This window comes from Streptacidiphilus anmyonensis (assembly GCF_000787855.1).
Lineage (GTDB): Bacteria > Actinomycetota > Actinomycetes > Streptomycetales > Streptomycetaceae > Streptacidiphilus > Streptacidiphilus anmyonensis.
Window position 1 is genome coordinate 16,882 of record NZ_BBPQ01000034.1, and the last position, 15,049, is coordinate 31,930.

At 72.5% G+C, this 15,049-nt stretch carries 14 protein-coding genes; 9 read left to right on the forward strand and 5 right to left on the reverse strand.

Annotation, left to right across the window (positions count from 1 at the left end; all coding sequences use genetic code 11):
• Positions 1 to 96: 96 nt before the first annotated feature.
• Positions 97 to 3,081 carry a glycine--tRNA ligase gene (locus tag TR50_RS25320; protein ID WP_201776872.1) on the forward strand — a complete coding sequence of 995 codons (2,985 nt, stop codon included), beginning with the start codon at positions 97 to 99 and terminating at the stop codon, positions 3,079 to 3,081.
• Positions 3,082 to 3,216: 135 nt separating this feature from the next.
• Here the strand turns inward: TR50_RS25320 and TR50_RS25325 are convergent, their stop codons facing one another.
• The 3 genes from TR50_RS25325 to TR50_RS25335 form a co-directional block, all read right to left on the reverse strand.
• Positions 3,217 to 4,143, reverse strand: coding sequence for a L,D-transpeptidase (locus TR50_RS25325; protein WP_042426379.1), 927 nt, complete (start codon positions 4,141 to 4,143; stop codon positions 3,217 to 3,219).
• A gap of 144 nt (positions 4,144 to 4,287) precedes the next feature.
• Positions 4,288 to 5,250: an extracellular catalytic domain type 1 short-chain-length polyhydroxyalkanoate depolymerase gene (locus TR50_RS25330; protein ID WP_201776873.1), complete on the reverse strand. Its 963-nt coding sequence runs from the start codon at positions 5,248 to 5,250 to the stop codon at positions 4,288 to 4,290.
• A gap of 177 nt (positions 5,251 to 5,427) precedes the next feature.
• A complete protein-coding gene (locus TR50_RS25335; RefSeq protein ID WP_152648628.1) occupies positions 5,428 to 6,123 on the reverse strand; it encodes an HAD family hydrolase in 696 nt (231 codons plus the stop codon).
• Positions 6,124 to 6,257: 134 nt separating this feature from the next.
• On the opposite strand from TR50_RS25335, the gene TR50_RS25340 reads away from it, so the two are divergent.
• The 5 genes from TR50_RS25340 to TR50_RS25360 all read left to right on the forward strand — a co-directional run bounded on the left by TR50_RS25340 (position 6,258) and on the right by TR50_RS25360 (position 10,653).
• Complete coding sequence (locus TR50_RS25340; RefSeq protein ID WP_042426385.1) at positions 6,258 to 6,923, forward strand: hypothetical protein; 666 nt, start codon at positions 6,258 to 6,260, stop codon at positions 6,921 to 6,923.
• Positions 6,920 to 8,245 carry a nucleotidyl transferase AbiEii/AbiGii toxin family protein gene (locus TR50_RS25345; RefSeq protein ID WP_236654586.1) on the forward strand — a complete coding sequence of 442 codons (1,326 nt, stop codon included), beginning with the start codon at positions 6,920 to 6,922 and terminating at the stop codon, positions 8,243 to 8,245. Before TR50_RS25340 ends, TR50_RS25345 begins: the two co-directional genes overlap by 4 nt.
• Before the next feature lie 24 nt (positions 8,246 to 8,269).
• A complete protein-coding gene (locus tag TR50_RS25350; RefSeq protein ID WP_042426518.1) occupies positions 8,270 to 9,052 on the forward strand; it encodes an alpha/beta fold hydrolase in 783 nt (260 codons plus the stop codon).
• Between the two features lie 423 nt (positions 9,053 to 9,475).
• A complete protein-coding gene (locus TR50_RS42930; RefSeq protein WP_160311177.1) occupies positions 9,476 to 10,330 on the forward strand; it encodes a helix-turn-helix domain-containing protein in 855 nt (284 codons plus the stop codon).
• A complete protein-coding gene (locus TR50_RS25360; protein ID WP_042426389.1) occupies positions 10,321 to 10,653 on the forward strand; it encodes a PCC domain-containing protein in 333 nt (110 codons plus the stop codon). The genes TR50_RS42930 and TR50_RS25360 overlap by 10 nt, the downstream gene beginning before the upstream one ends.
• Positions 10,654 to 10,693: 40 nt before the next feature.
• Here the strand turns inward: TR50_RS25360 and TR50_RS25365 are convergent, their stop codons facing one another.
• Entirely contained in the window at positions 10,694 to 11,878 is a 1,185-nt protein-coding gene (locus TR50_RS25365) for a HEAT repeat domain-containing protein (protein ID WP_042426392.1), read from the reverse strand.
• A gap of 37 nt (positions 11,879 to 11,915) precedes the next feature.
• Here TR50_RS25365 and TR50_RS25370 point away from each other — a divergent pair, with 37 nt between their 5' ends.
• The 3 genes from TR50_RS25370 to TR50_RS25380 all read left to right on the forward strand — a co-directional run bounded on the left by TR50_RS25370 (position 11,916) and on the right by TR50_RS25380 (position 13,504).
• Positions 11,916 to 12,416 carry a VOC family protein gene (locus TR50_RS25370; RefSeq protein WP_042426395.1) on the forward strand — a complete coding sequence of 167 codons (501 nt, stop codon included), beginning with the start codon at positions 11,916 to 11,918 and terminating at the stop codon, positions 12,414 to 12,416.
• A 207-nt stretch (positions 12,417 to 12,623) separates the two neighbouring features.
• On the forward strand, positions 12,624 to 13,079 hold the full coding sequence (locus tag TR50_RS25375; RefSeq protein ID WP_042426523.1) for a DUF4395 domain-containing protein: 456 nt from the start codon (positions 12,624 to 12,626) through the stop codon (positions 13,077 to 13,079).
• Positions 13,076 to 13,504, forward strand: a complete 429-nt coding sequence (locus TR50_RS25380) for a TlpA family protein disulfide reductase (RefSeq protein ID WP_042426397.1) — start codon at positions 13,076 to 13,078, stop codon at positions 13,502 to 13,504. Before TR50_RS25375 ends, TR50_RS25380 begins: the two co-directional genes overlap by 4 nt.
• Positions 13,505 to 13,631: 127 nt before the next feature.
• Here the strand turns inward: TR50_RS25380 and TR50_RS25385 are convergent, their stop codons facing one another.
• Complete coding sequence (locus TR50_RS25385; protein ID WP_152648622.1) at positions 13,632 to 14,849, reverse strand: PP2C family protein-serine/threonine phosphatase; 1,218 nt, start codon at positions 14,847 to 14,849, stop codon at positions 13,632 to 13,634.
• Between the last annotated feature and the right edge of the window lie 200 nt (positions 14,850 to 15,049).

Genomic DNA, 15,049 nt, shown 5'->3' on the forward strand with positions numbered 1-15,049 from the left:
GCCGGACGTCGGCCTTCCCGGCTCGCGTTCCGCCCCCGCGCGGGCGCAGGCTGGGAGGGCCAGTTCACCGACTCGTGGGGTTGCACCATGCTGACGATGCAGGAAGCTCTGCTCGCCCTCAACGCGTACTGGACGCAGCAGGGCTGCCTAGTCGCCCAGCCGATGAACAGCGAGGTCGGCGCCGGGACGCTGAACCCCGCCACGTTCCTCCGGGTCCAGGGCCCGGAGCCGTGGCGGGTGGCCTATGTGGAGCCCAGCGTGCGCCCCGACGACTCGCGCTACGGGGAGAACCCCAACCGCCTGCAGACGCACACGCAGTTCCAGGTCATCCTCAAGCCCGAGCCCGGCAACGCGCAGGAGCTCTACCTGGGCAGCCTCAAGGCGCTCGGCATCGACATCGAGGCGCACGACGTCCGCTTCGTCGAGGACAACTGGGCCTCGCCCGCCCTCGGCGCCTGGGGCCTGGGCTGGGAGGTGTGGCTCGACGGTCTGGAGATCACCCAGTTCACCTACTTCCAGCAGGCCGGCGGCATCACGCTGGACCCGGTCTCGGTGGAGATCACCTACGGCCTGGAGCGGATCCTGATGGCCCTGCAAGGGGTCAGCCACTTCAAGGACATCGCCTACGCGCCCGGCATCAGCTACGGCGAGGTGTTCGGCCAGGCCGAGTACGAGATGAGCCGCTACTACCTCGACGACGCCGACGTCGACACCAACCGCGAGCTGTTCGAGGCCTACGCCCGTGAGGCCCGGCGCCTGCTCGACCTGCGGCTGCCGGTGCCCGCCTACTCCTACGTCCTCAAGTGCTCGCACACCTTCAACGTGCTCGACGCGCGCGGCGCCATCTCCACCACCGAGCGCGCGCGTTCCTTCGCGCGGATGCGCGCCCTCGCCCACGACGTCGCCGCCCTGTGGGCCGAGCGCCGCGCCGAGCTGGACCACCCGCTGGGCGTCGCCACCGGCGCGGCGGACGACCCCGGTCAGGGCGCCGAGCCGGAGGCCGCCGCGGCGCCCGACCCGAACGCGCTGCGGACCCTGGCGTTCGAGATCGGCTTCGAGGAGCTGCCGCCCGCCGAGGCCGCCCGCGTCGTCGACTCCGTGCGCGAGGCGATCGAGGCCGGTCTCGGCGCGACCCGGCTCGGCCACGGCGCCCTGCACGTCGCCGCCACCCCGCGCCGCGTCGTGGTGACCCTGGAGGGCGTCGAGTCCGCCGAGCCGGACCACGAGCAGACCGTGAAGGGCCCGCGCGTCTCCGCCGCCTACGACGCCGAGGGCGCGCCCACGCCCGCGCTGCTGGGCTTCGCCCGCAGCCAGGACGCCGACCCGGCCGCGCTCGGGCGCGGCGAGTTCGGCGGCCGCGAGCACGTCGTGCTCACCCGCGTCGTGGCCGGCCGCAGCGCCGAGGAGGTGCTGGCGCAGGTGCTGCCCGCCGTCGTCTCCGGGCTGCGGGCCGAGAAGAACATGCGCTGGAACGCCTCCGGTCTGTCCTTCTCCCGGCCGATCCGCTGGATCCTCGCCCTGCTGGGCGAGGAGGTCGTCCCGTTCACGGTCTCCGGCCTCGTCTCCGGCCGCACCACCCGCGTCCACCGCACCGCCGCGCAGCCCGTCGTCGAGGTGGCCAAGGCCGACGGGTTCGTGGAACTGCTCGCCCGCCACGGCATCGTGGCCGACACCGACGCCCGCCGCACCGTCATCCAGGCCGCCGCAGTGCAACTGGCCGCCCAGGTGGGCGGCGTGGTGGACCTGGAGGCCAACCGGGCGCTGGTGGACGAGATCACCAACCTGGTCGAGTTCCCGACCCCGATCCTGGGCACCTTCGACCGCAAGTACCTCGAACTGCCCGACCAGATCCTCACCACGGTCATGCGCAAGCACCAGCGCTACCTCCCGGTCCTCGACGCGGACGGCGCGCTGCTGCCGTACTTCGTCACCGTCGCCAACGGCGCCTGCGACCAGGACGTCGTGCGACGCGGCAACGAGGCCGTGCTGCGCGCCCGTTACGAGGACGCCGCGTTCTTCTGGCGCGCCGACCTCGACACCCCGCTGGAGGCGATGCAGGAGCGGCTCCAACTGCTCACCTTCGAGGACAAGCTGGGGTCGATGGCCGACCGCGCCGAACGCATCGCCTCGACCGCCAACGAGTTCGCCTCCCACGTGCCGATCGGCGCCCGCGACCTGATCACCCTGGAGAGGTCCGCCGGGCTGGTGAAGTTCGACCTCGGCTCGCAGATGGTGACCGAGCTGTCCAGCCTCGCCGGCGTCATGGCCGAGGTCTACGCCCGCAAGGCGGGCCAGCCCGAGGAGGTCGCCCAGGCCCTGTTCGAGACGGAGCTGCCGCGCCACTCCGCCGACAAGCTGCCGCAGTCGACGCCGGGCGCGCTGCTCGCGCTGGCCGACCGGGCCGACCTGCTCGCCGGTCTGCTGCCGCTCGGCGGCGCGCCGACGGGCGGCTCCGATCCCTTCGGTCTGCGCCGCGCCGCGCTCGGGATGGTGAACATCCTGCGCGCCCACCCGGCCCTCGCCCCGCTGACCGTCTCCACCATGCTGCGGATCGCCGCCGAGCGGCAGCCGCTGGAGGTCACCGACGCGAGCCTCGCCGAGGCGCAGCAGTTCGTCGTCCGCCGCTTCGAGCAGCAGCTGCTGGAGAGCGGGCACGCCGTGAACGACGTCCGCGCGGTGCTGCCGCAGGCGGACCGCCCGGTGCCGGCCGCGGGTCGGCTCGCCGAGCTGGAGGCGGCCCACGGCACCGAGGCGTTGGCTCTGGCGACCGCCGCCGTCCAGCGCGTTCTGCGGATCGTCCCGGCCGGGACGCTGCCCGCACCGGACCCGGAGCTGTTCGCTGCCGGGCCGGAGCACGACCTGTACCAGGCTGTCCAGAAGGTCCGGAGCCTGCTGGGCGGCTCGCCCGGCCTGGCGGCGTTCCTGCACGAGAGCGGCCCGCTGGTGCGGGCGATCGACCTCTTCTTCGAGGGCGTCATGGTGATGGACGAGGACCTCGCCGTCCGCGCCAACCGGCTGGCGCTGCTGGCCACCGTCCTGGAGCTGACCGACCCGATCCTCGCCTGGGCCGAGCTGAAGTGACGCCCCGAAGGGGACGGCCAGCGTAGGGCCCGCATAGGAGGGCCCGCACAGGAGGGCCCACATGGGACGGCCCGCCCCCGCTGAGGCGGGGACGGGCCGACCCGGTACCGGGCGCGTCGTCAGGAAGGACGTGCGTCAGGCGGTGTGCGCTCCGGTCGCGCTGCCCGCGAGCCACTGCGACCAGGAGAGGTCGTAGTCCGCGTAGCCGTTGTCGCCCGCGGCCTTGCCGCGCGGCGAGCCGGTGATGGTCACCGGGTCGCCCTGCTTGACGTTGTCGTAGTACCACTCGGCGTTCGCGTACGAGAGGTGCACGCAGCCGTGCGAGCCCTGCCCGTGGCCCGGGTTCGGGTCGCCGGTGGAGTAGTGGACGTAGGTGCCCGAGAACGTCAGGTGGACGTCCCAGGGAAGGTTGAGGTCGTAGTAGTTCGGGTTGTGCGGGTCGCACGTGATGCCCACGCTGCACGAGGTCATCCGCACCCAGCGCTGCTTGTCGATCACGGCCATGGTGCCGTCCCACGACGGGAAGGTCTTGCTGCCCGCGTCGATCGGCATGGTGCGTATCACCTTGCCGTTGCGGGTGATCTTCATGGTGTGACCCGGCGCGGAGACGAAGGTCTCGAAGTCCGCGCCGATGGTGAAGGTGTGCGTGTACGTGCGCGTGCCCGTGCGGCCCTCACCGTCGCCGACGCCGTTCAGTGCGGCGGTGACGGTCACCTTCGTGCCGACCGGCCAGTAGCCCTCGGGCCGCCAGTCGACGCGCTGGCTGCTGAACCAGTGCCAGGCGCCGGTGACCGGCTTCGAGGTGGTCACCTTCATGTGCCGCTCGATCCCGGCTCGCGCCGAGGCCGCGACCGGGTCGGTGAAGACCACCGAGATCGGCATGGCCACACCGACGGTCGCACCGCTCGTCGGCGTGATCGAGTCCAGCAGCATCGGCTTGGCGGCCTGCGGCGCGCTCGCACTCTGGTTCGCCGCCATGGCGGTCCCCCCGTACAGCCCCGCGCCCGCCAGGACCGCACTCGTGACGAGTGCCACCCCGATGCTGCGCTTCTTCAGCCCCACTCTTTGCTCCGCTCATTTCATCAGAAGGGTGTGTGACGAGTGAGAGGACTCTCGAACAGGGCAAATGGTTGCGGTCGAGGCCGCGGGGACTGACGGGGTTCAGGGGATCGAAGCGATTGAGGGGACTCGGGAGACTCAGGCGACTCAGGGTGCTGGATGGGCGGCGAAGAAGGTCCAGAACACGGAGGTGGCGTCCAGCGCCTTGGACGGCGTGTCGAGGCCCAGCGCCCGCTGGATCAGCGGACGGTCGGGTGAGCCCGGCCACTGGTGTCCCGCCCCGGCGACGGTGATCAGCTCCACCGCGCGGCCGTCGGGGCAGGCGGCCGACGAGGTGGTGACCGGCCTCGACGTGGTCGTGGCCGGCGCGGAGCACCGGTTCGTGGCCCGCCAGTCCGCCACGACGTCCGGCACCGGCGGGCCGTCGATGTGCGCCGCGCCCTGTCCCTGACCGCCCTGGTAGGGGATGTTGTGGTCGGCCGTGCCGTGGATGTGCAGCACGGAGAGCGGCGCCGGGTCCGAGCACGCGCCGAGCAGCGTCGCGGAGTCGGCGCCGACCGCCGCGAACAGGTGCGTGTCGCAGGCGAGCCGGTAGGCCATCATGCCGCCGTTGGAGATGCCCGTGACGTAGACCCGGCGCGGGTCCACCGGCACCCTCTGCTCCACGGCGGAGACGACGGCGCTGACGAAGGCCACGTCGTCCGTGCCCTTCCGGCCCGGTGTGCCGCAGCAGCCGCCGCCCGTGTTCCACGCGTGGTCGAGCCCGTCCGGGTACACCACGACGAAGTGCGCGGTGGACGCCTGGTGGTCCCAGCCGTAGTAGCGCTCCGCCTCCGCCGCGCTGCCGAAACCGCCGTGCAGCATCACCACGAGTGGTGCCCGCGCCGGAAGCGAGGCCGGACGGTAGACCCGGTAGTCGCGGCCCAGCCCCCCGACGGTCAGCCGCGCGGTCGAGCTGCCGACCGGCAGCGCGGCCGCGGCCGCGCTGCCCGTCGCGCCGCCGGCCGGGGGTGTGGACCCGTGGGGCGTGCATCCGGCCAGCAGGGCGAGCAGCAGCGCGAGGAGACCCGCGACGGCGACCAGCCGAAGTGGTGTACGCGGCACGGCCACGGCCGGCCTCCCTTCCCCGCCGCCTCGGCGGCGGCGCCTGGACGCAGTGCAGCAGCGGAGTTTGTGGGATCCCTGTGGACCTCGCCCGGCTCCGCCTCGCTCTGCCTCTCTCTGCCTCGCTCCGACCGGCCCGACCCCGCTCTGCCGCGTGGCTCAGCGCGTCATGCGTTCACGCGCTCACGCGTTCACGCGGTCGAGCACGGCTGTGAGCGCGTCCGGCCGTTCGTCCACCGGGAGGTGGGCTACCTGGAGGAACGCGCAGCCGAGCGCCGTCGCGCCGCCGTCGGCGGTCGCGTCGTCGCCGACCATGAGGACGTCGCCGGGCGCGAGGCGCAGCGCCTCGCACGCGGACCGGAAGAGGCCGGGATCGGGCTTCTGCAGGCCGTGCTCGTAGGACAGGACGAAGACGTCGACGAGATGGTCCACGCCGTGGTGGCGGAAGACCGGCCGCAGGTCCCACCCGATGTTGCTCACGACGCCGACCGGCACCTCGCGTCGCCGCAGCTCCTTGAGGACCGCCTCGGTGTCGGGGTACGGGCGCCAGGCGTCGGGGTGCAGGTGCCGGTCGTAGAGCGTGTCGGCCAGGCGCGGGTCCGGCAGCGGACCGGCGAGCGCGGTGAGACCCGTGTACGCGGCGCGGTGCCGCGCCGCGTCGAGGTCGCGTTCCGCCCACAGCCGCCGCAGGTGCTCCGGCACCTGACGAGGGCTCGCGCCGCCGGGCAGCGCCCCGGCGTGCTCCAGCCGCTCGGCGAGCGCGGCCGCCTCGGCCTCGGGCAGGTCGAGCCCGAGCGCGTCGAGCCCCCCGTCGAGCCACGCCCGGGTCGAGGTGATGCGGAAGAGGGTGCCGGAGAAGTCGAAGAGGACGCCCTTGATCATGGCTCCATCCTCGCGGTCGGCCGTGCGCCCGCTCAAGCGGTGCCCGCCTCCCCCCGGTGGGAATTCAGCGGCCGACGGGCGCGCGGTCCACGTAGGGTGACGCGCATCGTGAAGCGGGGGAGGGGCGGGACGTGGCGGACCAGGGCTTTTCGGGGCCGTTCGAGGCTCATCTGACGGTGGGGTGCGACGACACGGCGGAGCTCGCACGGCTGGACGTCTGGGCGGCCCGCGCCGGTCTCAGGGCCACCCACATCGTGCTCGCGCGCGGCCGGACGCCCTCGCAACCGATGCTGACGCTGCGGGGTCGCGGCGCCTTCGACGAGCAGCTCGCCGAGTCGCGCCGGGTCTCTGACGCCCTCGCGCGCGACGGGTTCCACGTACGGCGCGTCAAGCTGGAGGTCTCGCCCTGGGCGGACGGCGTGCCGACCGCCGACGACGAGCAGGCGTGCCGGCTCGCGTCCGCTGGGCTGTACTTCGAGCACCACATCGCCCTGCGACTCGAGCGCGGCAGCGATCTCGGCGCGTTGGCGGTTCTGGTGACCCCGCATCAGGCTCATCTGTCGTGGAACGCCCGGAAGGTCGGCGTCGACGGGGTGGAGCGGCGGTTCGTGACGCAGCGCTGCCACGGGGTCGGCCGGGAGACCGCGGGGGCGCGCCTGGAAATCCTGTTGGCGTCGCTGCGGCGCGCGGGCCACCGTTGGGAGGACGTCGAGCGGGAGTTCGTCGTCCACGACAGCGACGCCGCCGTCGACGACGGCTGGATCGATCCGCCGCAGGGGGAGGGAGACGCGAGATGACCGAGCGGCACCAGGAGCAGCCCATGGACCCGTGGGACCAGCGCCGACTGGACTCGGAGCAGCTCCCGTCGGGGCCCTTGCGCGACGAGGTGCGAGCCGCCCGTCGGCTGCCCCGGACGCTGCGGCCGGTCGAGGATGCCCGGGTCCGGCAACGAGCCTGCTTCGAGCCCGCGTTGAAGCACTACGCCAACGCCTTCCGGGCGGGCGACCCGCAGTTCGAGGACGCGGCGCTCGCTGCCGCCTGGGTGGAGGCGCGGCGCACCGCACTCGACCTGGTGCTGGCAGCGGTCGCCGCCTCGGAGTGGGCCGACTCGCTCGTCCTGCGCGGCAGCGTGCTGCTGCGCGCCTGGTTCGGCGAGGCGGCGCGCGAGCCGGGCGACCTGGACTTCGTCGTCGTCCCGCAGTCGTGGGCCATCGGCGACCCGCGCACGGACGCCATGCTCGACGGCATCGCCCTCGCAGCCCAGCAGTCCGCCGAACGCGCCGGTGGCGCGCTGCGGTTCGACGCCGAGGGCGCGGCCGCCGACGACATCTGGACGTACGAGCGCGTCCCCGGCCGCCGCCTGGTCCTGCCCTGGACGTGCGGCGACCTGCCGGGCGGAGTGGTGCAGCTGGACTTCGTCTTCAACGAGGAGCTCCCGCAGCCGCCCGTCCGGACCCTCGTCCCGGCGCTCTCGCCCGCCTCGGGCTCCCCGGGCACACGGCTCCTGGCGGCCACAGCGGAGCTGTCGTTGGCCTGGAAACTGAAGTGGCTCGTCGGAGACCTCCACCCGCAGGGCAAGGACCTCTACGACGCGGTACTCCTCGCCGAGCGCTGCGCCCTCGACTACGAACTCCTCGGTGCGGCGTTCATCGCCTCCGACCGCGGGGAGTCGGCCGCCCCGACCCGCTTCGAGGACATCGCCGAGCTGGCGGAGGGGATGGCGTACGAGTGGCGGCACTTCACGGCCGAGTACCCGTGGCTGCCCGGTGACCTGGACGCCCTCGTCCACCGTCTGCTCACGGCGCTCGCTCCGACGTTCGCCGGCCTGCCCGCCCAGGGCGAGCCGGAACACCCGCTCCGGGCCCGCTGGGTGGCCTACCGGATCCAGGCCGCCCGCGAGCTGCTGGAGAGCACCGACCTCCCCACCGTCCTCGCCCACCTGGCGTCGGACCCGCTCGCCCCGGGCGTCGACGTCGTGGTCGTCCGCGAACTCCTCGGCCCGGAACACTGCGACATCCAGACGGCGCGGGACCTCCTCTACGCCCACCCCGCCTGGGCCGAGCGCCTCCAGGACCCGCGCTACGCCCGGTGGGCGCAGGAGCGGATCGACCGGCTCTGATCGGCACCGGTGTACGGTGCCGACATGGTGAGTGTTGCGGGGGAGTTTCCGGACGCCCGGTTCTTCGAAGCGCCCGACGGTGAGCGGTTGGCCTATCGGGAGTTGGGGGAGGGGCGGCCGGTTGTCCTGCTCCACGGGCTCACCGCGGACGCGGAGTCGTGGTTCGCGGCCGGAGCCGCCCTCGCGCCCGCGCTCGCGGAGCGCGGGCACCGGGTGATCATGCCGGACTTCCGCGGGCACGGGCGCAGTGCCAAGCCGCAGAGTGTGGAGTCGTATCCGCGGGACGTGCTGACGGATGACGCGCTCGCGCTCGTCGCGCATCTGAAGCTGGACGAGTACGACGTCGGCGGGTACTCGCTCGGCGCGCGGATCACCGTGCGGATGCTGGTACGCGGGGCCACGCCCCGGCGGGCGGTGGTGGGTGGACAGGGCCTGCGTGAGCTCCTGGGCACAGGCGGCGGCGCGGGAAGCGCCCTGCGGCGCGCCCTCGCGGGCGCCGGCACGTTCGAGCCGGGCACCCGCGAGGCCCGCACGGAGCAGTACCTGCGGGCTCGGGGGATGGACCCGGTCGCCCTCCTGCACGTGCTCGACTCGATCGCCGACACCCCTCATGAGGCCGTCGCCCGCCTCGACGGGACCCCGATGCTGGTGGTCATGGGGACCGAGGACGAGCGCCTCGCATCCGCACGGGAACTGGTCGCCCTGCTGCCGTCGACCCGCCTGGTCGAGGTCCCCGGCGACCACGGTACGGCTGCGGTCGCGCCGGAACTCACGCAGGCGTTCGTGGACTTCCTCGCCGCCGCGTAAGACGGGTCGCGGGTCTGAGACGGGCCCGGCCGGCAGCGACCTCACACGCGCGACGTGCGCTACCTGTACGGCGGACGGAAAAGCGTCGAGTCCTGGACAGTCCATGGGACCGGCGGACGGCGGTAACGCTGAACTGCCGCTGTCTCCGGCTCTTGCACGTCGTGTTCGTGCGCGTCGCGCTGGTGCTTCCGCTGATCGGCGCGCACTCTGGCGAGCCGATTCCAGTCGTGAAGCACCCCCGCGCTCTGTGCCTGCTGCCGAAGGCGCTTGCACTCAGCGCAGGGCCCGGGCTGCTCAGCCCCGGGTGACTCGTTCAAGGTTGCCTCGCTCACCGGTTCTCGCCTTTGCCTTGCAGGTCGTCCTACAGGTGTACCGAGAGGGAATCTGGCTACGCGGGGGCATGTCGGGGGGCATTCTGAGGGCGTGGGCGTGATTGGGGACCTGATCCGGGACAGGCGGCTGGCTCTCGGCCTGACACAGCACGAGCTGGCGGCGTTGCTGTGTCAGCAGGACGGCAACGCTGATGGTCAGCCAGGACGCGACGGAGTGAAGCGCTGGGAGTCCGGCAAGGTCGTGCCGGGAAGGCGCTGGATTGCCTCTCTGGCAGTCGTTCTCGACCTGCCCGCCGGGGACTTGTATGCGGCGGCCGGAGACGCGCGCGTGGAGCGCCGAGCCTTCCTCGCTGCCACAGGCATGGCGGCGATCAGCGTCACACGCCGGACCGAGTTGCGGGACATGCTCGCCAGCGTGGCGGGGGGCGATGAGTCGTGGCTCTCGAAGAGCATCGGCCCCTACGACTTCACCGCACAGTGGGCGAACCTCGCCAACCGTGATCAGGGTACTCGGCGGAGGCTTGTCCGCTGGCTGGACGACGGGTCCACTTCGCTGCTCCGAGGCAACTCCCAATCCACGCTCTTCAAGACCCAGCGGCCGGAACTGATCGAGCGGGCGGAGCAGTCGATGAGCCGCGACTGCGAGACACGCGCGCGGTGCCTGCGCTGTTTCACTCGCCGCGCGTTCCGCCTGAGTTGGCCCGCTGCCAGGGGGTACACCGCTGTTTCGGCCCCACGGACGGGGATCCGGGCCCTCGGCGCGCTGCTCAACGACCGGCAGGACGCGTCGAACCGATGGTGTGCGGCTGTCTACCTCGGGGAGGCGGTCAGCGGCGGCTCCCGACCCGCACGGACGCTCTTGGCGGCCGCGCTACGCTCCGAGGACAGCCGGGAGAACCTGCGGGCCATCGGACTTGCGCTGAACGGAGAGCACCCATGGAGTTGATCAGCCTCTCCGCCAGGGGCGACCTGATCGAGGCGCTCACGGCGGAGGCGGAGGCACGCGGGATCAAGGACGCGGCGGTGGTCTCGGTGGTAGGCGCGGTCCGCTCGTTCACGTTGGCCACCATGGACGCTGGGAAGCCGCGCGAAACCGTGCACACCTCCGGCCGGTACGCGGAGCTCTCCGGCAATGGCGAGATCGTCGACGGTGCGCCCAACGTCCACGTCACGTGCGGTCTCGACGGTGGGCGCGCTCTGTCCGGTCACCTTGAATCAGCAGAGATCGGCGGACCTTTCTTTGTGAACGTCTACGTCGTCCGGCTTTGAAGCACCCTCCGACCTATTGGCCGGCCTGCGGCGTCGCGGCCTAGACGCGCAGGTCAGGATTCCTGGTCGGTACCTTCCACCGACGGAAGGCGTCCGTTGCGCCGGATGGCCACGCGGCTTCCTCCTGATCGGCGACGAAGCGCACGACACGCTGCTGGATGTTGCTCAGGTCCCCGACAGACCGCGGTGGTTCGGCGGGATCGCCGGGGAAGACGATCGCGAACAGTGTCCGCGCTGTGTAGTACTTGTCGTGGAACCCTTCGGCACCCGCAGAGTCAGCGAGGCCGGCCAGCATCGCATCGACGGCCCGGAGCGTCGGGGTTTCGGACGCTTCGGCCAGGGCCATCGCCGCGAGGCCGCGGTAGGAGCCGCTCAGAAACGACATCGTCTCGGTCTTCTCGGGCGGGTGGGCCACGACCTGTGTCAGCGCGTCGATGATGGCCGGATTGCTGATGCCGAACCGTGTCAACGCGTAGGCGGAGGCCCAGCGCAGCTCGACGGTCGGACTGTCGAGGTAGCCCTCGATGAAAGCGACGGTCTCCGGCCTGCCGAGCAGACCGAGAGCCAGCACGCCTGTCGCTGCCGCGCCGGGTGAGACCTCGTCGGCGATGAACGCCTTCAGGAGCGGAATCGACGTCGCTGCGAACTCATGGAACCAAGCCAGCAAGTTCGCTGTCTCCGATCGCAGTTCAGGACTGTCGGAGGTCAGCAGGGGGGCGAGTGCCGGGAGTGCCTCCCGGACGGCGTCGTAGGAACGCACCACGGCTTCAGCGTCGATGAGCACTTGCGCGCAGTTCGCCCGGCGCTGTTCGCGCTGGTCGTCGTCCGCCGCCTCGGCGATCCACCGGGCCCAGTCATCGGCTTCACCGTGCAGACTCGCCAGGTAGGCGCGGTCTTCCTCCGGGGCATAGCCGTTGGGAAGAAAGTTGTTGTCCGGTCCGATCGCGATGGCGACCAGCAGACCGACGCATTGATGCCTGTTGGCCGTTCTCGGGTCGAGTGACATCCGCACAAGGAACGGAACGGTGTGCACTGCGGCCTGTGATCGCGTGCCCTGGTGCACGATGCGGTTCGCCAGCTGGGCAATCGGCGGGTACCGGCCCTCCCAGACGCCCGCCTGCATCGCCCGGAGGTGTCCGGGGACGTCGTCGGCCATGCCGTAGGAGTGCTGCAGTCGGTCCCAGGGCACGTCGTCCAGGCCGACGAGGGGGTCGTCATCCGTCACGACGGCAGATCCTGGCACACCCGGTTAGCGTGGGCGGATGCCGATGCATGTGCGGTTCACCCTGATCCCGTGCCGTGATCTTGAAGAACAGCAGCGCTTCTGGTGCGCCGCGTTGAGGGGCAGGCCGGCTGGGAGTGAGCCCTACGCCATGATCGAGTTCCCGGGTGGGGAGGGCGCTTGCGAGCAGCTCCTGTTGACGTCGGCTCCGCCGAACCATGTGGCCGGTGCCGTGCTGCTGTGGCTTCAGCCGACTGACGAGCCGCTTCTCGACGAAGTGAGGCGCCTGGAGGGGATGGGCGCGGTGCTGATCGAGAAGCGTCATCACGGCTGGGGGATCGGTGAGGTCACGATGGCCGATCCGGAGGGCAACGCCTTCATCGTCAGTTCGAGCCTGAAAGAGGAACGGGAAATCCCGGGCCTCATGGATTCCAAGGAATGGACCGCCTGCGATCCTTTCTGGAACGACGCCGAAGAACCCTACGGACGAGTTGATTTCCTCCACGTGGCAAGCATCGAATCCGGGCCGAAGGGCGGCTGACGGTTCCGTTCCCCGGGTTGTGATCGACATTGACCTGTGATTGACCCGGCAGGGGACGGCTGCTGGAATGGAAGGCATGCTCCGCACGACGACGCACCTGGTCACCAGGGCCCACATCGACTTCGGTCGTGTGTGGTCCGCCGCGTGTCGCTGACCGCGCTCGCGCTCCCCGTACCGCGTCCCGTCCGTTCCGTCCCGGAGTACTCCATGTCTGACCGCGCCCTCGGGGCGCCGGTTCGCGTCGACCCGCGCGGACCGCGCTTCGCCGCCGTCCTCACCACGCTCGTCCTTGTCGTGGTCCTCGCCACCGGCAGCGGCCCGCTGCTCGCGGCGCAGGCCGTCGTCTTCGCTCTCGGCGCGGCCCTGGGGCTGCGCTACTCGCCGTACGGGTGGCTCTACCGCCGTCTGGTGCGCCCGCGGCTCGGGCCGCCGCGGGAGCTGGAGGACGAGCGGCCGCCGCGCTTCGCCCAAGCCGTGGGCTTCACCTTCGCCGCCGTCGGCGCGGTCGGCTACCTGTCCGGCGCCACCTGGCTCGGCGTCGCGGCCGCGGCGCTGGCGCTCGCCGCGGCCTTCCTCAACGCCGCGTTCGGCTACTGCCTCGGCTGCGAGGTCTACCTGCTCGCCGTGCGCGGCCGGGCCCGGCTGGGGCAGGCGACGCGATGAGCGACCCGACCGGACTGATCATCGCCGTCGTCGTGCTCGCCGCCGCGACCGTGTTCGGGCTGGTCCGTGCCCGCCGCGACGGCAGGCTGCGCAGCGGCCGCGGGGACGCGGGCCTGCGGCTGTCCTCCGGGGAGCTGGGCGAGTCCCTCGGGGAGCGGGCGACGCTGGTGCAGTTCTCGACGTCCTTCTGCGCCACCTGCCCCGGCACCCGCCGCCTGCTCTCCGACGTCGCCTCCGGGACGCCCGGCGTCCGCCACGTGGAGATCGACGCCGAGGAGCGGCTCGACCTGGTCCGCCGTGCCGAGGTGATGCGCACACCCACCGTCCTGGTCCTCGACCGGGGCGGACGCGTGGTGCGCCGCGCCTCCGGTCCGCCCACGCGGGCCGAGGTGGTCTCCGCGCTGGAACTCGCGACGGCGAGTTGACCGATCCCTCGCCCGCCCTGTGGGGGCCTCGCGGCCCCGCTGCTGCTCGCCCTGAGCACGGCGCCGGCGCCGCCGCCGGCGCCTCCGGCTGCGCACGGACCGGGCTCGTCGACGCCTCGTACTTCGCCTACGCCGACACCTCAGGCTGCTGGGCATGTGCAACGCCACCGCCGGCAACCAGGCGGGCCTCGTCCGTCCGGACGACCAGCGCGTCGGGGCCGAAGACGGGTGCGAGGGCGAGGGCCGTCAGGTCGTCGCCCAGCTCGGCCGCGAAGGCGGGGACGTCGCGGCCGAGGTGGTCGATCACCGCGCGCGGATCGCGCGGGCCGAGCGTCTCCAGGCGGGCGGCGAGCGGGTAGAACGCGCCCTCCTCGTCACGCGCCTCGGTGATGCCGTCGGTCACCAGCAGGAGCGTCTCCCCGGGGTGCAGTGCGCGGACGGTCGTCTGGGAGGCGTCCGCCTCCGGCCCGGTCGGCGTGCCCAGGCCCGGCGTGTCCAGGCCCAGCGCGCCCAGGCCCAGCGGCAGCCGCGCGGGGCAGGCGACCGGCTCGACGCCGGAGTCGCGGATCAGCAGCGGGTCGAGGTGTCCGCGGTTGACGACCGCGACCCGGCCCGTGGCGGGCTGGTGCTCGACCAGGACGGCGGTCACGAACAGCTCGTGGTCGCCCGTCTCGGCGGCGTGCCGGGCGACCTGGCGGTCCAGTTGGGCGGCGAGGGCCGTCAGGTCGGCCGTCTCGTGCGCGGCGGTACGGAACGCACCGAGCACGTCCGCGACGGTGCGCACCGCGTCGAGGCCCTTGCCGCGCACGTCACCGAGCAGGACCCGGGTGCCGAACCGCGTCTCGCACACCTCGTACAGGTCGCCGCCGACCCCCGCGTCGGCCTCGGCCGGGTGGTAGAAACCGGCGGCCCGCAGTGCGCCCGTCCGCCCCGGGACGGGCCGCAGTACGGCACGTTGCAGGGTCTCGGCGACGGTCCGCACCCGCACCAGGTCGCGTGACTGCCGCCGGCGCTGGGCCGCCAGCGCCGCGCCGAGCACGCCGGCCAGGGCGGTGGCGACGTAGACCCAGAGGTGGTGCTGCTCGGTGAGGTGCCCGACCCGGTCGGCGAGGGCCAACTGGAGGCCGAGGGTCACCACCGTCGCCCCGCCCACCACCCATGGGCCGAGGGTGAAGGCCGCGACGACCGGCAGCAGGGTCAGCGGGAAGCCCGCCGCGACCATGTTCGGGGCGGCGGTCTCCAGCACCAGGTCGACGACGAGCAGCAGCACCGGCGCCCAGTGCATCCATCGTGACCGCGCGCCGGGTCCCGGCGGGGCGGGGAACGTGGTGGGGAAGACCGACATGGAGGACCTGCCTCGGAATCGGGGGCGGGCGGGGGTGCCGGGCCGTCGACGGCGCTGTCCGCGACCTCCCTGCCATCGTCGTGCGGCCCGAGCGGAGACAGCACGGGACCAAAGTCCCGATTCGGCGGTTTCGGGCCGCCGACGGCTGTGATCCTCGCGACCCCGCGCCCGGGAGCCGGGCCCGGCGCGGGCGGGAAGAG